The sequence below is a fragment of the Haloferula sargassicola genome (genome assembly GCF_040362925.1).
GTDB lineage: Bacteria > Verrucomicrobiota > Verrucomicrobiia > Verrucomicrobiales > Akkermansiaceae > Haloferula > Haloferula sargassicola.
The window spans coordinates 197,695-216,977 of sequence record NZ_BAABRI010000006.1 but is presented as its reverse complement, the minus strand read 5'-3'; the positions used below and the strand labels follow the sequence as shown (position 1 = coordinate 216,977).

15 protein-coding genes are annotated in these 19,283 nt (G+C 66.5%); 5 read left to right on the top strand and 10 right to left on the bottom strand.

What is annotated here, in order from left to right; translation table 11 throughout:
• Nucleotides 1-605: 605 nt before the first annotated feature.
• The 6 genes from ABXH26_RS07070 to ABXH26_RS07045 form a co-directional block, all read right to left on the bottom strand.
• Nucleotides 606-953 carry a P-II family nitrogen regulator gene (locus ABXH26_RS07070; protein ID WP_184020297.1) on the bottom strand — a complete coding sequence of 116 codons (348 nt, stop codon included), beginning with the start codon at nucleotides 951-953 and terminating at the stop codon, nucleotides 606-608.
• Nucleotides 954-1,116: 163 nt separating this feature from the next.
• A complete protein-coding gene (locus tag ABXH26_RS07065) occupies nucleotides 1,117-2,565 on the bottom strand; it encodes an NfeD family protein (RefSeq protein WP_353566340.1) in 1,449 nt (482 codons plus the stop codon).
• A 5-nt stretch (nucleotides 2,566-2,570) separates the two neighbouring features.
• Complete coding sequence (locus ABXH26_RS07060) at nucleotides 2,571-3,041, bottom strand: hypothetical protein (protein ID WP_353566339.1); 471 nt, start codon at nucleotides 3,039-3,041, stop codon at nucleotides 2,571-2,573.
• A complete protein-coding gene (floA, locus tag ABXH26_RS07055; RefSeq protein WP_353566338.1) occupies nucleotides 3,038-4,081 on the bottom strand; it encodes a flotillin-like protein FloA in 1,044 nt (347 codons plus the stop codon). Before floA ends, ABXH26_RS07060 begins: the two co-directional genes overlap by 4 nt.
• A 70-nt stretch (nucleotides 4,082-4,151) precedes the next feature.
• On the bottom strand, nucleotides 4,152-4,667 hold the full coding sequence (locus ABXH26_RS07050) for a 2'-5' RNA ligase family protein (RefSeq protein WP_353566337.1): 516 nt from the start codon (nucleotides 4,665-4,667) through the stop codon (nucleotides 4,152-4,154).
• Nucleotides 4,664-5,026, bottom strand: a complete 363-nt coding sequence (locus ABXH26_RS07045; protein ID WP_353566336.1) for a winged helix-turn-helix transcriptional regulator — start codon at nucleotides 5,024-5,026, stop codon at nucleotides 4,664-4,666. The genes ABXH26_RS07050 and ABXH26_RS07045 overlap by 4 nt, the downstream gene beginning before the upstream one ends.
• A gap of 51 nt (nucleotides 5,027-5,077) precedes the next feature.
• On the opposite strand from ABXH26_RS07045, the gene ABXH26_RS07040 reads away from it, so the two are divergent.
• Nucleotides 5,078-5,650: a DinB family protein gene (locus tag ABXH26_RS07040; RefSeq protein WP_353566335.1), complete on the top strand. Its 573-nt coding sequence runs from the start codon at nucleotides 5,078-5,080 to the stop codon at nucleotides 5,648-5,650.
• 15 nt (nucleotides 5,651-5,665) lie between these two features.
• On the opposite strand, the gene ABXH26_RS07035 is transcribed toward ABXH26_RS07040, so the two are convergent.
• Nucleotides 5,666-6,976: a hypothetical protein gene (locus ABXH26_RS07035; RefSeq protein ID WP_353566334.1), complete on the bottom strand. Its 1,311-nt coding sequence runs from the start codon at nucleotides 6,974-6,976 to the stop codon at nucleotides 5,666-5,668.
• On the bottom strand, nucleotides 6,973-8,502 hold the full coding sequence (locus ABXH26_RS07030) for a hypothetical protein (RefSeq protein ID WP_353566333.1): 1,530 nt from the start codon (nucleotides 8,500-8,502) through the stop codon (nucleotides 6,973-6,975). Before ABXH26_RS07030 ends, ABXH26_RS07035 begins: the two co-directional genes overlap by 4 nt.
• Nucleotides 8,503-8,617: 115 nt before the next feature.
• On the opposite strand from ABXH26_RS07030, the gene ABXH26_RS07025 reads away from it, so the two are divergent.
• The gene (locus tag ABXH26_RS07025) at nucleotides 8,618-9,961 is read left to right on the top strand and encodes an MATE family efflux transporter (protein WP_353566332.1); all 1,344 of its coding nucleotides are present in this window, start codon (nucleotides 8,618-8,620) and stop codon (nucleotides 9,959-9,961) included.
• A 336-nt stretch (nucleotides 9,962-10,297) separates the two neighbouring features.
• On the opposite strand, the gene ABXH26_RS07020 is transcribed toward ABXH26_RS07025, so the two are convergent.
• The gene (locus ABXH26_RS07020; protein ID WP_353566331.1) at nucleotides 10,298-10,990 is read right to left on the bottom strand and encodes a hypothetical protein; all 693 of its coding nucleotides are present in this window, start codon (nucleotides 10,988-10,990) and stop codon (nucleotides 10,298-10,300) included.
• Nucleotides 10,991-11,004: 14 nt separating this feature from the next.
• A complete protein-coding gene (locus tag ABXH26_RS07015; protein ID WP_353566330.1) occupies nucleotides 11,005-14,442 on the bottom strand; it encodes a hypothetical protein in 3,438 nt (1,145 codons plus the stop codon).
• Nucleotides 14,443-14,734: 292 nt separating this feature from the next.
• Between ABXH26_RS07015 and ABXH26_RS07010 the strand changes: the two genes are divergently transcribed.
• From ABXH26_RS07010 to ABXH26_RS07000, 3 genes are all read left to right on the top strand, one after another.
• The gene (locus ABXH26_RS07010) at nucleotides 14,735-15,367 is read left to right on the top strand and encodes a sigma-70 family RNA polymerase sigma factor (protein ID WP_353566329.1); all 633 of its coding nucleotides are present in this window, start codon (nucleotides 14,735-14,737) and stop codon (nucleotides 15,365-15,367) included.
• Complete coding sequence (locus ABXH26_RS07005; protein ID WP_353566328.1) at nucleotides 15,364-16,731, top strand: anti-sigma factor; 1,368 nt, start codon at nucleotides 15,364-15,366, stop codon at nucleotides 16,729-16,731. Before ABXH26_RS07010 ends, ABXH26_RS07005 begins: the two co-directional genes overlap by 4 nt.
• 115 nt (nucleotides 16,732-16,846) lie before the next feature.
• On the top strand, nucleotides 16,847-19,222 hold the full coding sequence (locus ABXH26_RS07000; RefSeq protein WP_353566327.1) for a hypothetical protein: 2,376 nt from the start codon (nucleotides 16,847-16,849) through the stop codon (nucleotides 19,220-19,222).
• Nucleotides 19,223-19,283: the final 61 nt, after the last annotated feature.

Here is a 19,283-nt window from a genome sequence, read left to right as displayed (position 1 = left end):
CCCCCCCCCCCCCCCCCCCCCCCCCCCCCCCCCCCCCCCCCCCCCCCCCCCCCCCCCCCCCCCCCCCCCCCCCCCCCCCCCCCCCCCCCCCCCCCCCCCCCCCCCCCCCCCCCCCCCCCCCCCCCGGACGGGGGCTTGGCAGCGCTCTCGCTCTGGTCGTCCGTTCGAGTCCCCGGGAAACCGCCTGCTCTCCCCGTCCTCTCCGATCGCCCTTCTCGCTGCCGGGAACTCGAACCGCCCCCACTCACTCACCAGCTCCACCTCCCTGCCCGGAGGTCCATGCCCGCCGCCCCCTTCCATCCACCTCCGACAAGAAGGGGCGGCGGGCATCGACCGCCGGGCGGGGGCTTGGCAGCGCTCTCGCTCTGACCGTCCGTTCGAGTTCCCGGGAAACCGCCTGCTCTCCCCCTCCTCACCGATCGCCCTTCTCGCTGCCGGGAACTCGAACCGTCCCCACTCACTCACCAGCTCCACCTCCCTGCCCGGCGGTCCATGCCCGCCGCCCCTCTCATACCCCGCCCCCTTCCATCCGCCTCTAAAAAACCAAAACGACCGCCTCCACGAAGGAAGCGGCCGCGTGGTAAAATGGTGGCGAGAACTGCTTGTCAGTTCACAGCGACAGCAGACGAACCGGTCTCGCCGGTCCGGATCCGGATGGCTTCTTCCACCGGGGAAATGAACACCTTGCCGTCACCAATCTTGCCGGTGTTGGCGCTCTTCACGATCGCCTCGCTCACCGCGCCGGCCTGCGCATCATCGACAATGATTTCGATTTTCACCTTGGGAAGGAAATCCACGGTATACTCGGAGCCCCGGTAGATTTCAGTGTGACCTTTCTGACGGCCGAATCCCTTCACTTCCGTGACGGTCATGCCCTGGATGCCCACTTCGGCGAGGGCTTCCTTCACTTCCTCCAGCTTGAACGGCTTGATGATCGCTTCGATTTTCTTCATGTTGCGCGGTTGGTGTGGCACTTCAAAGCAACAGACGTGCCAAATGCCCGGTGGAAAATTTTGAAATTTCCTGACGCTAGGCCGATTGCTTGGGAAAAGCCAGAGGAAATCCAGCGCCCTCTAACTTTTCGGCCAGCGGCCCGACCCGCGCCCAAAACTGATGTTAGACGTCGGCGGAGGACGGCGAAAACCGCTCCACTTTCAGCGTCATGCCGTCTTCCAGCACCCGGACCTCGCTGCCGGCGGGAATCAGCCCGTGGCGGGAAACGGCATCCCGTTTCCGCTCGGCGACCATCACCGTGCCGGATGGCCGGAGGTCGGTCAGCGCGATCCCGGTCATGCCCGCCAGGCCGCTCTGCGCGGCGGCATCGGTCGGCGCGCCGCCGGGCAGGTTGTGGACGGCCACCAGGCTGCGTAGCAGCGGGATCTGAGGCAGGAAACGGCCGAGCAGCAGGACGAAGCCGAGCGCCCCGAGCAGTCCGAGGCAAAGGAAGAGGCCGGGTTTCACCAGCAGCTCGTTGAGGCTGAAGTAGATGCCATCGTTGAGGTTGTCGCGGTTGAAGCTCCGCTGGTCGACCATCGCGAACCACAGCGAGCCGAAGATCAGGATGCCGCCGATGATGCCCGCGATGCCGCCGGGCAGGATGAAGAACTCCAGCACCACCAGCACCACGCCGAGCAGGAAGACGGCCATCAGCTCGTAGCCGGCGAGGTTGCCCGCGACATTGTTGCCGAAAAAGAACAGCCCGAAGGCAAGCAGCGCGACCGCCCCGCCGATGCCGAAACCCGGCGTCTTCATCTCGAACCACGCCGCGCCGATCCCGATCGCGATCAGCAGCGGCGACCAGGCGGCCAGATACCACGCGATGCGTTCAAAGCCAGTGGGTTCCGGGGTGACCACCGGGACGCCGGCGAGGCCCTCCTTTTCCAGAACCTCGTCGAGGCTGGCCGCGATCCCGTCGGCAAACAGCGGCTTGCCCTCATACTCCGTCACCGCCTGCGTGGCGGTCAGGTTGAGCAGCGCGCCCTTGGGCACGGTCACCTCGCCGAAGCTGCGTTCGTTTTCGTCGTCGATGATCATCATCGCCTGCAGCACGTCGAAGTTCCGGCCCTTCTGCTCGGCGATCGAGCGCATCGTCGCCTCGAACGCGCTTTCGAGCTTGGCGCGCATGACCTTGTCGATCTCGCCGCCCATCATGTTGACCAGCGCGGCGGAGCCGACGGTGGTGCCGGGTGCCATGTAGATGGTGTCGGCGGAAAACGCGATCATCGCTCCGGCCGACAGCGCCTCCCGCTCGACCCACGCGATGAGCGGGATCTCGAGCTTGGCGAAGTCGTCCATGATCAGGCTGCGGGTGTCGAAAGCCAGCCCGCCGGGGGTGTCGAGCCGCAGCACCACGGCCTTCGCGCCCTCGTCCTCGGCACGGTGGAGCGTGCGCTGCATGAACTTGAACGACTGCTTGTTGATCAGGTCCTTCTGGCCGATCGGGATGACCACCACCTGGCCCTCCAGCGAGGCCTCGCCGGAGCGGCCGAGCAGGTTGCGCTCGGGCACCTCGTCGGCGGCGAAGGCGAGAAGGTACGAGAACAGTAGTAGAAAAAGGACGCGCACGGGGATCAGTCGGGAAAGGTCTCGAAGGGCTGCGGCTTGAGCGCGGCCGGCGGGCCGAGGATTTCGGTCAAAAGCATCGCATTCCGCGCGGCGCGGGGCGAGCGGAGAAGGCGGTCGATTTCCGCCCGGTGCGAGCTGCGTCCGCGACGGCGGGTGCGGATTTCGAAAGCCCGGGCGAGCTGGAGTTCCTCGCGGCTCGGCTCGCGAACTTCCGGCAGCATGGGCGGCTTGGAAGCGGCCACCACCGGCTCCGGTTTCGGCGCAGCCGGCGGCTGCCAGGGCATCGGCGGAGGCAGGGTTTCGACCTGCCGGCGCCAGATGATCTCGCGCTCCTCGTCGGTAAACACCGACTCCTCGTCGGCATCCTTTTTCGGGAAGATCTTGTCCTTCAACCCGCTGAGCAGGGTGAGGATCACGATCACCAACAGCCCGATGGCGTCGCCGGGCAGGTCGGAAACATCGAAAGCGAGGATCATGAGTCCTGCGGCGGGGTGTCCGGGCCGTCGTCGGAGGCGATCGAGTCGCGCATGTCGGTATCGGCCACGATGTTGCGGTAGCGGGTGTAGTCCATCACGCCGAGATTACCGGAGCGGAAGGCCTCGGCGATCGCCTGCGGGACCTGGGCCTCGGCCTCGACGACCTTGGCGCGCATCTCCTGGGTGCGGGCGGCCATTTCCTGCTCGGCGGCCACCGCGGCGGCGCGGCGCATTTCGGCCTTGGCCTGGGCGACGCGCTTGTCGGCCTCCGCCTGCTCGGTCTGCAGGCGGGCGCCGATGTTGTCGGCCACGTCGACGTCAGCGATGTCGATGGAAAGGATTTCGAACGCGGTCGAGGCATCGACGCCTTTCTCGAGGACCAGCTTGGAAATGGCATCCGGGTTTTCGAGGACATGCTTGTAGCTGGCGGCCGAGCCGACCGAGGTGACGATGCCCTCGCCGACGCGGGCGATGATGGTTTCTTCGGTGGCGCCGCCGATGAAGGAATCGAGGTTGGTGCGCACCGTCACCCGGGCGCGGACGTTGACGGCGATGCCATCGCGCGCCACGGCGGTGATCTTGGAAACGCCAGCCTCGGGGTTGGGGCAGTCGATGACCTTCGGGTTGATCGAGGTGCGGACGGCTTCCAGCACGGTCTTGGTGGTGCCCTTCACGGCGAGGTCGATGGCGCAGGCGCGGTCAAATGATAGCCCGATCCCGGCCTTGTCGGCGGCGATCAGGGCGAGCACCACGTTTTCCACGTCACCGCCGGCGAGGTAGTGGGCCTCGAGGGTCTCCGAGGTCAGAGGCAGGCCGGCTTTCACCGCCGTGATCCGGGCATCGACGATGCGCCCGAACGGCACCTTCCGCAGGAACATCCCGATCAGGTTTCCCCATGAAACGGGGGCATTCGACAGCTTGGCGCGCAGCCAGGTCTTGAAAAACATCGAGACCACCAGCGCGGCGATCGCCAGCAGGATGATCACGACCACGAGGAAGACGAGGTTGCCGGTGCCTTCGGCGGCCAGAATTGCATTCATGCCCGCCAACCTACGCACAACCGGAGCCGGTGCCAGTGCAGAGGGCGTCTTCAATTGGAATCGGCTCGATCTAACCGAACGGGAACTCCGCCAGCGCCTCCCAAGGGCCGCCGAGGTAGCGCCACAGCCTAAGGCCCTCGATGCTGCCGCTTGCCGGAGGTGGATCGGTGGATTCGAGCGCCGCCAAGGTCGCGCGGGCCGTGTCGGGAGCGACCTTGTTCTGCACCGTGACATGCGGCCGGAAGCCCTGCCGATCCTGGCCGGTGAGCCACGGCTCCCACGCGCGGGCCAGCATTTCGCGCAGCGAACCCAGCTCCGGGCTGTCGATCCGCAGCGCCGCCCCGCGGCCGAGATGGAGGGTTCCGCCGGAAACGAAGGACATCGGCGGCAGGCCGGAAGTCACCTCCCGGAGCCGCTGCTCCACCGCCGCCTGCTGGTCGCCCGGCAGGTGGTGGAAAAGCGTGAGATGGGCCGGAATGAAGTTCCTCTCCGGCGGAAAATAGCGCCGGCGCAGCTGCTCGAAGCGCGCCTGGCTGCCGGCATCGAACGCCGCCGTGAGGATGAGCGGCTTTTCTCCATCGCTCATGGCAGCAGAACCTTGGTGCCCGGTTCCCAGGCGAGCCCCCAGTCGCGGATCGCCAGCACCACCGGCTTGAGCGCTCGGCCCTTTTCGGTGAGCTGATAAATGAAGCGCTTGCCGCCCGGCCCGGCCGGGACTTTTTCCACCAGCCCTCCCTCCACCAGCCGCGCCAAGCGGTCGCTCAGGATGTTCGTCGGAATCCCCTCCGGCGAGGCCGCGAAGTCCTTGAACCGCGTCGCCCCGAGCATCAGGTCACGGATCACCAGCAGCGTCCACCGATCGCCGAACCAATCCAACGCACAGGACACGGGGCAGGGTGATCGTCGCTCGGGCACGGCGTCATCATGAGCTTGGGTTGCTTGCATCTCAAAAGCATTTTTACTTGCAAAACACAAGCTTCTTGTTTCATTCGGATCATGGCCCATGAACCCCAACTCGCGCCGCCGGGAGCCGGGCTGCCATGGCCGGAGCTGATGATCGCCCGGTTCCTGTTCGCCCGCCACCGCAGGCGCGGCCGCGAGGCGCATGGGGAGCTCTTCCGCCGCGAGCGCGATGCCATCCTCAAGCTCGTCGAATCCCGCCCTCCGGACCAACGTGGCCAGCGGGTGCTGATCGACCGCGTCCGCGGCCTCGAGGACAGCAGCCGGAACTGGTCGCTGTGGATGACGCTCGACCACCTGCGCATCTGCCACGACGCCTTCGCCGGCATCATCGCCGCGCTCGCTGCCGGCAGCCCGCCGGCGGGAAAAGCCAGCACCGCCGACGTGAAACCCTCGCCCCAGGCCGGCCCGGAGACCGAGGGGGCCTTCGTGAAGTCCTGCGATGCCTTTCTTTCCGCCGCCGAGGCGGTGCCCGACCTGCACACCGCCGCGCGCTACGAGCACCCCTGGTTCGGCGCGCTCGATGCCGATGGCTGGCACGCGCTCGGCGGCCTGCATTTCCGCATCCACCATCGACAGATCGAAAAGATCATCGAGGGCCTGCGCTGACCGAAGCTCGAGGCGTCAATCCACGCGGATCATGTCCCGTTGCGAGGTGATGAGCTGCCAGTCGTAGCGCGCCTTGATCGCTTCCTCTTTGAGTCGCGGATCAGTGATCGAATCGATCGCACGCTGCGCTTCGGCGACGTTTCCCCGGACCCACAGGTTCCCGAGCATCATCTCCACGAAGCCGCTCTCGCGGTGCCAATCGCCGGCCGGCAGCGCCTCCAGCCACTGGCGGCCGCCGACCGGGTCGTTGAGCAGCATTTCGGAAATAGAGAGGTTGAAGATGCCGCGCACCTCCTCCCGCGGCGGCAGGCCCAGGGCCCACTCGGCGAGCGCGGTGCGATCGACCTCGAAGCCACGCAGCTTGTCCGCCACGCCGGCACCGAGAGCTTTCCACTCGCCCGCCTCGACCGCCACCTCGATGGCATCCAGCAGGGCCGGCGAGCGGTGGTCCACCTGGCTCAGCAACAGGCGCGCCGCCTGGCCGCGATCCGCTTCCGGCACCTTGTCCCACTGCGCGGAAAAGGCCTCGGGATCCATGCGCCGGATCGAATGCGCCCACGCCGCCATTTCGCGGATGCGGTCGCCGCCTTCCGGGGCCTTGCTCCATTCCTCGAACAAGAGCTGCGGGTCCCCTCCCTCCGAGGTTTCGAGATACAGGTGGGACATCCATTTCTCCACCTGCCCGGGCTCTCCCTTGGCTGCCATGGTGGCCAGCAGCTCTTCTTTGACGGAGGGCGTGAACTGGTAGTTCAGAGCCCTGATGAAGTCGCCCTGCACGCTTTCCGGCATTTCACCCAGCATCGAAGCCACCAGATTCGGCTCCTTGTCCAATTGGGCGAACATCCAATTTTGCGCCAGCAACTGCTTGGCCATCAGGTTCCGGCCGAGCGCATTCCACGATTCGATGGGCTGCTTGGTGAACGCTTCCGAGAAGGCCTGCGCCAAGGGATTGTACAGGAAGATCCTGCCGTCTTGCTGAGCGTCCCACGCTTCTCCCAAATAGGCCTCGATGGCGCTGTCGAGATCGTAGGCAGCCCATTCCCGGAGCAGTTTCACTTGGGCATTGATGCGCGCTCCCATGGTCAGCGGCTCCTTGATCAGAGCCGCCCAGGCCGCGCGATAGGCATCGATCCGCGCCTCCCGCCCGCTCAGCGCCTTGCCTTTTTTGCCCTCGGCCGCTTCCGGGGCCGACTTTCCGAGGGACTTTGCCTCCGCGGCGGTCGCTTCGTTTTCCGAGAAAAACCCCGTGCCATGCAGGGCCGCGGCGAGCCCGGCCCCGAGGGCGAGCGCTCCGAGATGGCTGAGAATCCGGGTCGTGGGTTTCATCGGTGTTTGGCGATGCGGCGCTGAAGTTCCGGGTCGGTGACTTCCGACCTCAGCTCGGCGGCGAGGTCGGGATTGCCGCCATCGACGGCCCGGGCCAGCGAGTAGAGGCCCATGTCGCGGTCGAGCCCCGGCGGGAGCTCGCGCACCCACTCCACGTAGCCCTCGCGAAGCCGTTCGTGGTTGGTGAAACTGCGGCGGTTCCAGGTGTCGAGGCGGTCCTCCCACTGCTCGGAGGTCTCGACCGGGACCTGCTGCAGCATCTCGAGATACTGCCGTGGATCCACATCCACGAAATGCGTTCGGGAGGCGTACAGGGCGAAATCATCCCGTTGCTCTTCCGGGAGGTCGTCCAGCAGCTCCATCGCGGCGGCCGGGTTCTCCTCCGCCAGTTCCTTGAAAACCAACTCCCGCAGGAAGTCCGGTTCGCGCTCCGCCAGCTCGGGCGTTCCCTGAAGGACGATGTCCATAATTTCCTGCGCGGTGGCTTCTCCGTGACGGAAGGCGAATGCCCAGTCCCGTTCCTTGTTCATGAGGACGTTCACGTCGTTCATCGCCATCTGGTTGATATTTCCTCCATTCGCCAATCGGAGGTCCAGGGGAAGGGTCGGATCCTCGCTCAGGTTTCGCCGCACCGTGGGATTTTGACCGAGCAGCCAGCGGAAGTCCTCGGACAAGGATTCGTCCTGCAACAAGGCCGCGAAATAGTCGCCCCGACCGGAAATTCCCTCGCCTCCCAGAACGAGGCCGAGATCGTCGAGCTCCACCGCCAGCTGCGTCAGTTCGTCGATCCTCTCGCCCGGCCACTGCTTGCCCACCTCTGCGGCAAACTTGCTCCAAAGCTCCGGAGCGAGCTTCTGCTTCATCACACGCACTCCGGCCCCATCCCCCTGTTTGGCCATCACATGCCCCAGCCGGGATATCAAGGGCGTCGCGGCAAAGGCCGGCATTTCCTTCGCCAAGTCCGCCCAATCCCCGGTGCTCCGGGTTTCGAAAAACTCCGCCCCGAAGCCGACGATCGCGGATTGAATCATCCATGGCGCGATTCCCTGGCTCTTCATCGCCCACTCCACCACCGCGTGCGGATCATTCAGAAGCAAGTGGTGAAGCAGCGCCCGTATTTCCAGCATCGCCGCCGATTTCGCGTCCCGATCCTTGAGGGTGAAATACGTTTTCCCAAGCTGGTCGAGGGCGCCCCCGAGATCCGCCGGCACCTCCATCTCGCGGATCCGGGCCACCAGCTCGTCCGGGGTTTGCGGCACCTCCGTGACGGCCCGTCCATCGGATTCCCGGAACGCTGACGCGAATGCATCCTTCGAGTCCGTCGCCATCACCCGGTCCAGGATTTCGCGTCCCGACTCATGCGCCGATGCCGCATCGCCGGCGGCCCGCCGCTCCGTCCGCGGCGCTCGGGCGAGCTTTTCCTTCTCCACGGAAACATCATCCCGCCCTTGAAACAACAGCCAGCCCGCCGCCAGCGCGAGGAGATGGGTCGCGATGCCGATGCCCTGGCTTTTGGATAAGCCCATCTTCCAGATCTATCTCCCGGACGCATGATGGCGAGAACTTTGGCATGCCCACCACCCCACGCCCCGGGCAATTCCGCCATCGACAGGGCCGAAAGATCATCGAGGGTCTGCGCGGATGAATCCGCCGCTGTCGCTGACCACCGATTCGATCGCACGGCTCACCTGGCGGATCGCGCTGCCGATGAGCATCGGCATGTTCTTCAACACGATGTTCAACGTCGTGGACACGCTGTGCGCCGGTTGGCTGGGGACCACCGCGCTGGCGGCCTTGTCGCTGTCGTTTCCCGTGTTCTTCGTGGTCATGGCCACCGGCAGCGGGCTGAGCCAGGGCACCACGGCGCTGATGGCGAACTACCTCGGCAGCGGCAACCGCGACGAGGCCCGGCACGTGTTCGCGCAGTCGCTGCTGATGTCGCTCGCGGCCGGCATCGTGCTCACCGGGCTCGGCCTCGCGACCGCCCCGGCGGTGTTCCGTTTCCTCGGCGCGGAGGGCGACTACCTCGGCACCGTGATGGCCTACATGCGGCCGATTCTCTTCAGCAGCATCGCCATCCTGCTGCCGATGGCGCTCAACGCCGCCCTGATGGCGATGGGCGAGACGCGGCACTTCCGCAACTTCCTGATCGGCGGCTTCGTGGCGAACTGCGCGCTCAATCCCGTGCTGATGTGGGGCCTCGGTCCGTTTCCGGAAATGGGCGTGGCCGGGCTGGCGCTATCGACCGTGCTGATCCAGGTCGGCGGCGTCGCCTTCCTCGGCCTGCAGGCCTGGCGCTCGCCGGTCGGCCACGGGCTGAAACGCTGTCATTTCCGACCCGACCCGCGGCTGCTGCGCCAGATCGCCGGCCAAGGCGTGCCGGCGGCGCTGAACATGCTGACCATCGCACTCGGGATTTTCGTCACCACCTGGTTCGTGCAGCGCTTTGGAAAAGACGCCGTGGCGGCGGTCGGCGTGGCCACGCGGATCGAGCAGATCGTGCTCCTGCCCACCCTGGGGCTCAACTCGGCGGTGCTGAGCATCGTCGGCCAGAACCACGGCGCCCGGCTGCCCGACCGGGTGCGCGAGGCGTGGCTGACGGCGATCAAGGCCGGAGCCGGGCTGATGCTCGCCGGCGGCGGGCTGATCGTGCTGCTGCGCGGCCCGGCGATGCGGCTTTTCACCCCGGATGAAACGGTGATCGGCCACGGGCGGGACTACCTGCTCACCTCCGCCGTAACCCTCGCCGCCTACCCGATCATCTTCATCACCGTGTTCGCCATGCAGGGGATGAAAAAGCCGTCCTACGGGCTGTGGCTCGGCCTGTATCGGCAACTCGCGGCGCCGGTGCTGGTGTTTCACCTGCTCGCCTTCGGCCTCGGCTGGGGCCTGTGGGGCGTGTGGTGGGGCATCGCGATGGTCACCTGGAGCGCGGCCCTTTTTTCGCTCTACTGGGGATACCGTAGATTGTGTCCGGGCTCTTGAATGGCTGTCCACGACCTTGAACCTGCAGCCTCTCCGCGTCCACTCCGTTACGTGGTGGCGTGATACCGGGACCACCGGGGCTTGATCCATAACGGAGGCCCCGTCACGGTCTCCAACCCTTTTCGCCCATCCGTGTCCTGCCCCCGATTCATCACCATCGTTGTCCACGCCATCCGCAGGCTCATGCGCCCAAGGTGGCGCCGCCAGTACGAGCGCGAAATGAAGCGCCGCCCCCGCAAAAGGAGCATCCTCGATCGCAAACCGCGGCCGTTCCACGACTTGTAGGGATGGCTTAGTCCGCGAGGTGGCTGCCGGAGATGATCTTCGGCCGCTGGATCAGGACTCCGGCCGGAAGTCGTTGAAGGCGAGGACGCGGGGCGCGGGGCGGCCTTTTTCGCCGAAAATGAAGGCCACTTTCCGGGAGCGCGGGTCGTGGAGCCAGGTGGTCTCGCAGATCGGGTGGATCGGATCGCCGGGCTTGAGGCGGTAGGCGAGATCGACGGCGTAATCCTCCTTGCCGGTGGCCGGCGCGCCCATCATCTGGCGGGAGCCGGGAGCCAGCGAGAGCGCCTGGCTCCCCACCTTGCCGGCGATCGAAACGGGCGTGAGGTTGAACCAGAGGATGCCGCCGGCGGCGAAGCGGTCGAAGTCCAGCTCCACCACCTGCATGGCCACCGGCGCGACCGGATTCGCGTCGTCGGTGGTGACCATGAGGTAGAAGTTCTTCACCGCGGCCGGCACCTGTGCGGCGGGCGCGCCGGCCGGGATTTCCTCCGGTGTGGCGGGTGCGGAGGGCAGCAGGTGGAGCGTCAGGTCGCCCTCCGGCAGCCGGTAGAGCGGGGAAAAATTCATCGCGGGCAAGGCGACCTCGCGGGCCGTCTTGCCATCGTAGAGCTGGAGCGTGGACGGGGCGCCGCTGGGAGCATTGAGATAGAGAATGCGGCACGAGCGGGCCGCCTTTTCCTGCGCCGGGAGGACGACGGGGATGAGGAAAAGGAGGGCGGCGAGGAGACGGAGCGGGTTTTTCATGAAGCAGGATCGGGTCAGATTTCGCGCGGGCTGAGCCAGCGGAAGGACACTACCTCGAAGCGGCGGCCGAAGGTGCGGTTGGCCTCTTCCTCGGGCAGGTCGGTGATGTCGGCCTCATCGGCGGGATCGACGAAATCCGGCATGCGCCGCACCACGGCCTCGCAGGTAGCCGTGGCCAGCACGCCGCCCTTCGCATCGCGGGCATCGCCGTAGGCACGGACGGTGAAGGTGTCATCGCGGGCGGAAAGGATCGGCGCCAGCGGCCGCAGGATGTCCGCCTGGCGGGTCCAGCCGGGCAGGCCGGTGGCGCTCTCGCCCACCGAGGCCTCGGGAAACTCGTAGCCCGCCAGGCTCGCCCGCGGCAGCTGGTCGATGCCGGCATTTCGCGACAGCCGGGACAGCTCCGTGTAGGGCCCGTCCGTGCCGAGCTGGTTGAGCGCGGTCTGCACAGCGCCCGCCAGCGCGAGTTCGCCGGAGCTGAGCTGGCGGTTGATGAATTCCGACAGGCTCAGAAACGGCCCACGCTCGCGCACCTGCTCGACGATGTTCCCGGCCAGCTCGTCGAGCAGGTCGTCATCGAAGCGCCGGTAGCCGCCGAATTCCGAGCTGCCCGGAAACGCCCCGGCGCTGCCCTGGGTGCCGGCCTCGGAGTCGCCGGCGATCGGGAACCGCGACACGGCGTGATCGATCGAGCCGCTGAGCTCCACGCCGGTGCTCGAAAAATACGGCATCTTCTGGTCGCGCGCGTGCCGTAGCAGCGCCTTCCATGCCTCCACAGAAACCGAGTTCACGTTGAACATCCCGCGCACCTCGAGCCGCGAGGCGATCGTCTGCCAGGCATCGCGATCCTCCACGTCGTCGCGCGGGTCGGAGCCCGCACGCCGGGCGGCCGGCTGGTAGGCGCGGTTGTCGAGCGACTCGTCGCCGGAAACGAAGTTCTCGTAGACCTCCTCGTAGGAGTCCCCGCCGCGGCCGAAGGCGTTCGGCCGGGTGGCGATGGAGGACACGAACCAGTCGTCGAACAACAGGTGGTTGGCGCAGTAGGCGTCATCGTGCTGGAGGTTCTTCGGATCGCGCGGGGCGCCGGAGCTGACGACGGCATCCGGAGGAAGGATGGGGGTGGCATCGCTGTTGCCGACGAGGTCGAACTGGAAGGGCGGCACCGGATTTTCGTAGCGCAGGTCCCAGTTCTGGAGGTCGGCCAGCGAGCAGATCGGCCGCAGCGGCAGCTCGGCGATTACCGCGCGGCTGAGGCCGCTGCTCTTGTCGAAGCCGGAGATGATGTAGCCTTCGTTGCCGTCGGCACTGCTGTTCGGCAGGCGGCTGTCGCCCGGCGCGTGCTGGATGAAGCTGTAGTCGAAGGGCGAGTTCACCGGATGCAGCACGCCGGGGTAGGCGTAGTTGATCTCCGCTTCCGCCGCGGCCTTGCTGCCCATGGCGGTGTAGTTCACCAGCGGGCTGGATTGCAGGAAACCCTTGGCCGGCAGTTGCGACTCGCTGGCCAGGCGGGTGCCGAAGATGGTCGAAAGGAAGGGCACCGGCGTGTTCGTGACCTCGGCCGCCGTGGGCTGGGTGAAACTGGACGACGAAATAGGCGGATAAACCTGGTTGGCGAGCGAGCGGTCATAGACCATGCGATAGACCAGATTCCGATCGCTGGAGTTATAGGGACCCATGTCGAGATAGATTCCCACGCCCTCGGCATAGTCGCTGTAGGGGGTGTCGAAACGGGCATCGACCACGATGGCATCGGACGCGCCGACCGTGACGTTCGTGCCGCGGTTGTCCTTCACGTGAAAAAGATGCCCGCTGCCCGGCCGGTAGCCGGACCGGAGGTCGAGGATGATGTTGGAATCCACATCGACGGGCTGGCCGGTCTGGGCGCTGAAGACCTGCGTTTCCCCGGGCCCCAGGATGAAGGGCTGGCGGATGCGGTACTCCAGCCGCGGGGTGCCGGAAAGCGCCGGCACGCCCTGGCTTTCACTCCCGGTGAGCAGGCTGCGGTAGCGCCGGTCCGCGCGCCCGACCTTGTAGCTGAACGCGCACGGCAGGTTGCGCTCGAGCGAAAACCGCAGGCCGTTGCAGCGCAAATTCACACCGTAGGGATTCCACATGGTGATCACTGGATTGACCAGCAGGCCGAGCTCATACTCGCCGCCGGCCCGCTGGGTGACGTGGGAAAACACCCACTGGATGCGCGCCACCACCGGCACCACGCGGACCTGATGGAGAAACGGGTACGAGTTGCCCGGGTCGTTGATGTCGTAGGCCCGGTAGCTGACCGTCGCCTCGCCGTCGGAGGATGCGTTGACCTGCTGGTAAAAGGTCACCCAATCCCGGAGATGGGCCCACGAGGCGACCGCGCCATGCTGGTAGATCGGTGCCGTGCCGGTGCCGCCGCGGTAGGAGGCCCAGGGGTAAAGGATCGACGACCGCGCCTGCGCGTCGCGCTGGGTGGGCCGGGCCATGGAGGCGGTTTGGTCCGGCGTAAGCCGAAACACCGGCAGCCCGCTGCGGGGCAGCGAGTCCCAGGTTTCGCAGAACAACGACAGGTCCTTGCGCCAGCCGCCGGTGGCGACGTTGGTCAGCAGGCCGACGGAGGCCACCGACAGGTCGTGGAAACGCTCGGACGGCCGACGCTCGGCACGCTCCGACGCGAGCAGGTTGGCCGACTCGAGCGAGACCGCTTTTTCCGCCTGCTCCGGATGGTCGAGCAGCCGCTTCAGCCCGAACACCTCGGGGTCGGCCTCGGCGTGGCTGCGGGCGATCGTCGACCACTCCGCCACGCCGTCGTCGTCCGGTTCGTAGGGTTCCGGCAGGCGGGCCTTCTGGTTCTCGCCGGCCACCCACCAGGCCACGGCGCCCGCTTTTTTCCCTCCGACCAGGGTGGGCTGCAGGTAAACGCGGCGCTCGTCCCCGGTGGCCAGGGTGCCGTCCGAGAGCAAGGCCACCCGGCCGGCCGTGGCCGAGCGGCTGGCCAGCGAGCTGGCATCATCGACGCCCTCGAACCGCCGCGGGCTGGAAGCCAGCCAGCCGAGGAAGCGGCCCTCGCTGCCGGACGAGGCGGGCTGCTCCTTGGTGGCGTAGTCCGGTGCCACCGGCCGGCCGGGGAAGCGGCCGGAAGTCTCGTGATCGGTGCCCTCCCAGCTTTTCCACACGCCGACCAACGGCGGATCCGTCTCGTGCAGCAGCATCGAGGAAGCGGTCACCCGGGTGTCCGGCCCGGCGAGCTTTTGCAGGGATCCCAAGGCGAGCTGGAGTGACAGGCGCGCGTTGGCGCGGGCCGTGGCGCGGTGCTGCTGCGAGTGGCTGGAGCGCAGGGAAATGGTGCCCAACGAGAGCATACCGAGGCTCATCAGGCTCAGCAGCGCCATCAGGATCACGACGACGATCAGCGAAAAGCCGGGCGGCCGGTGCCGGGGAGCCGGGGGTTGGGAATGGATGGGATTCATGACGCGGCGAACGCGGTCAGCTTGGGTTTTTCGGGAGCTCCCGCCGGGGCATCCGCAAACACTTCGGGGCATTCCGGAATCCTGACTGGATGGATATGTCTATGTCATGTTGGCGATCCGGGCTTCCTGACACCTCGCTGCAAAAAGTGCTCGAAACGTATCATTCCGCGATGTCCTGATCCGGGAGGTCGTGGCTTGCCATCGCAGGCATGCACCTCGAATACTGGCGCTGAAGTCATCGGCCCCGGCGGTCGGTCGCTGGCCCGCATTTCCGGGTCGCAAGCCCACCCTTATGTCGAGCGCGCCCAGCATTCCGGATCACAACCCCTTCCCGCCCGAGGTCCCCTCCGGCGGCGGCGGGATCGGGCGGACATCCGGCAACGTCCCGGCGGTCGTGGCCGAGCACTTCTCGGCGCTGCTCACCGAGGTGACGCCCGCCCTTTCCGCCTACCTCGGCACCATGCTGCGCGACCGCGGCGAGGTGGAGGACTGCATGCAGGAGGCCTTCGTGGTGGTGTGGGAGAAGTTCAATCCGCGCTGGGAAATCGAGGACTTCCGTCGCTACGCCTTCACCTGCGCCCGCTTCAAGGCGCTGAACCTGCTGCGAAAAAAAAGCTCGCGGGCGATCGTTTTCATGGACCCGAAGGTGACCGAAATCATGGATCGACAGATTCGCCACCATGCCGAGGAGGAGGCGGCCACCGATTACCACCACTCCATCCGGGCGCTCGAAACCTGCCTCGGCCAGCTCGCCGACGAGCAGCGGGCGATCCTGGCCGCGCGCTACGACACGGGTGGCGAAACGCTCGAACAACTCGCCCTCAAGCTTTCGAGGAAGCTGCCCGCGCTTTACAAGCAACTCGAACGCCTGCGGACCGCCCTGAAATCCTGCGTGGAGAAGCAAATCCGAAGGCCTGAAGCATGAGCGAGGAAACCGACATGGAAGCCTGGCCGGACAAGGAGCTGGTGGCACAGATCGACGGCCTGATCGATGGCCAGCTGGACCCCGAAGAGCAACGCCGCCTCGAGAACCGCCTGCGCGACGATCCCGCCGCGGCCGACTACTGCGCGCAGCGGATCCTGTTCCACTCCAAGCTGGCCCAGATTATCGGCCCGAGCCGCCTCGAGCTGGTGCAGAACCGCCGCCTGGTGATCGAGGGCGAGGGCGAGTCCCGGCGGGTGACCATCGGCCACAGCCACACCGCCCAGATCGGCGGCGAAGGGACCCCGATCGGCCTCCCCGCCCCGCCCCGCGGACCCTCGCGCCGCGATACCGCCTTGTGGGTGATGCTTTCAGCCCTGCTCCTCGGCCTGCTGCTGTTAGCGGTGCTGGTTTTCCGCCAGGGTGCGGAAAAACCGGCTGCGGACGGCAGCGCGCACCCCCCCCGCCTGACCAATTCCGCCACGCCTTGGCACCGGCGCCCGGAGACCGACGACGCCCTGAAGTTCTGGCTCCAGAACATGGCCTGGCACCAATACGGGCTGGATGAAATGAAGGCCGCCACCGGCATGGACAAGGATGCCTTGGCTGGCGCGCTCGATCGCTTCCAGATCGACCGCCGACCGCACCCGGTCCCCGCTGCCGGCGAACCGCTTTTCGTCCTCCCCTACCCCGGCGGCCGCCACCCGCGGATCGGCCTCCTGGAGCAGGCCGTGAACCCGCAGCGCGATACCAAGGTGAGCGTGTTCACGCCGTGGGACCCGACCAGTTATGTCGTTCTCGATCTGCCCGAGGCCTTTCTGACGCGCAACTTCCTCTACTATCTTTCCCACTCCGACAAGCCGACCATTTGGAGCCTGCAGGGCATCCAGCTCCAGCCGGTCGAATGGGAACGCCACGAAAACGGCACGCTGACCTACGAGCGCGAGCTGCCCAACGGCGTGGCCTTCGGCGCCGAGGTCGACCCGCGCCCCGCCGAGCTGCGGCTGAAGTGGTGGATCCGCAACGACACCCCCGCTCCGCTGCGCGAAATCCTGGTCCAGAACTGCGTCCTGCTCGGGCGGGCGAAGAGCTTCGCCGCCCAGACCGACGACAACAAGATCTTCCGCGGCGACTACACCGCCTGCCGCAGCGTGGACGGCAGGCGTTGGGTCATCAGCGGCTGGGAAAAGGCCTACCACCACTGGGCCCTGCCCGAGTGCCCGTGCATGCACGCCGATCCCACCATCGAGGTCTGCCAGCCCGGAGAAACGGTGGTGCTCCACGGGTGGTTCTCGTTCTACGAGGGCGGAGACCTCGATGCCGAACTCGAGCGGATCGACTCGCTGGACTGGAAAAAGGACCGCTGAGTCCGCGCTTTTTTCAAAAAGGCGTCAGGAACCGCCGCGTCGTGAGATGAAGCCATGATGCCGTCGGTCCTCGGAGGAAGGCTTCGGGCGTGCCGGCGGAACTCCGAAACAACCCATGAAACAATCGCTCATCTCCGCTGTCGTCGCGGGCTTGTCGCTATCGGCGGCTTCGTCGCAGACGCTCCTCTGGTCGGACCACTTCGACGTCCCCGACTCCGCCTTCGACTCCGCCGAACTCACCGGCCGGCTCGACGGCCTCGCCGCCGGCGAGACTGCCATGCAGTCCTTCGGTGCCCAACAGCAGATCACCAACGACCAACTCGACCTCGCCGGCATCGGCGGCGTCCGCTTCGGCCCGGAATTCAACCGCTACGACTGGGCCGGCGCCACCACCGGCCCGACCATCCTCGGCTCGCAGGGCTTCGTGGTCACCTTCGACTGGAGCCACGACGGCTCCAGCTCCGAGTGGCTGGCGTGGAAAATCGGCACTCCCAACAACGACTCGCCGGTCAACGCCGGCGACGTCAACCACGCCATCCTGATCCGCCAGGGACCGGCCGGCGGCGGCGAAATCGTCGAGCGCTGGAACAACGGCACCAACCTCGGCGGCACCGGCCTGACCTACAACCCGGTGGCTGGCACCATGACGACCTATGCCGTGGAGCTGCGCTATACCTTCAACTCCTTCGATGACAGCTCGCCCGTCAACGTGGTGGCGCTGGTGGATGGCACGGAAATCGTGAACGACAACTTCACCTGGACCGGCCACGGCGGCGCGCTGCGGATGGAAATGCAGACCGGCATCGACGGGAACTTCATCGATAACCTGGCCGTCACCAGCCTGCCCGAGGTGCCGTTCGCGCTGGCGCTCGATGAAAAAAACTTCCTCTCCGGTGAAGCCGTCGGCACCGCCATCGGCACGCTCACCGCCAACCTCGGCGTCACCCCGCTCAACTCCACCTTCACCTTCGTCAGCGGCGAGGGCGATGCGGACAACGGCTTGTTCACCATCGATGGCGACCAGCTGAAGATCGGGACCGACTTCACCGGGACCGCCTCCTCCGACCAGCAGGTGTTTTCCGTGCGCATCCAGGCCGACAGCACCGAGGATGGCGGCCGGTCGGTGGTGAAGGCGTTCGAGCTCACCGTCGGCAAGGACGACGACCTCGACGACCTGCCCGACCCGTGGGAGCTGCGCTGGGCCGCGGACCTCACCGTCCTCGATGGCACCGGGAGCTTCGACAGCGACAACGACACCCTTTTCGACATCGAGGAATACCAGCTCAGCATCGGCGAATTCCCCGGCTACCGCGCCTACCCGAACATCAATCCGACCGCGGCCGATTCCGATGGCGACGGCGTGCTCTCCGATCTTGACGAGCTTTTCCCGATCACCCTGCGCCCATCGACGGACCCCACCGAGCTGGACACCGACTTCGACGGGCTCAGCGACGTGGCCGAGACCAACACCGGCATCTACGTCGATGAAAACGACACCGGCACCGATCCCGCCAACAACGATTACGACGGCGATGGCGCCCGCGATGGCTGGGAGCTGGACACCCTCGGCAGCGACGCGATGTATGACCCGCTGGTCTATCCTCCCTCCGAGGCACCACAGATCACCGTGACCCGGATCACCGACGACGCCAGCACTTCGATCAGCGCGACCAAGGTGTACACCCACGCCATTTCCGGCGGCAGCGAGGCGATGGTAAACGGCGTTACCTTCGAGGCCCTCACCCCCGCGCTCACGCCGCCCGACTTCAGCTGGACCACGATCAATAACCAGAGCCGGCTTTCCAGCCCGTCCAACCTCGGAAACTGGGACAGCGCCGCGGGCGGCGTGACCGGTCCGGGCATCATTTCGCTCTTCGAGGGGCTCACCTGGTCCGGCTCGGGCGATGGTCCGGGGGCGAAGCAAACCTACACGCTCTCCGGACTGACTCCCGGCGAAGATTACGTCGTCCGCGTTTTCATCCGCAAATTCGGCAACAACGGTATCCGGCCGATCGACCTGTCTTTCATCAACGGCACCGATGTCGTCACGCCCTATCTCGCCCTGCCCGAAGACCTGCCGAGCCTCATCCTCGGCTCCACCAACAACGACGAGGCCTACTACCTGAGCTATCCCTACACCGCGCAGGGCACCGAGTTGGTCATCGAAGCCGCGCTTCATCCCGGCGTGCCGGCGCTCAGTGGCAGCTTCCACCTCTACGGGCTGAGCAACGAGGTCGAAGGTGCGGTCGCCGCCCTTCCGCCGGCCATCGTTTCCGTCGCCGCCGCGGCGTCGGGCGATGTCACGATCGATTTCACCGGCGCCCCCTCGACCAGCTACAGCGTGACCAAGTCGCCCGACCTGGAAAGTGGCTTCGGCCCGCTGGCCAGCCCGCTCAACCCGATGACCGATGGCGGCGGCTCCGGCCAGGTGGTCGTTCCCGCTTCTGAATTCGGCGGAGCCGGCCGCTACTTCCTCCGCATCGAGGAATAAGGCGCTCCATTGAAAAAAAGTGCCGTGGTCGCACCCGCGACCACGGCTTTCCAACCCGATG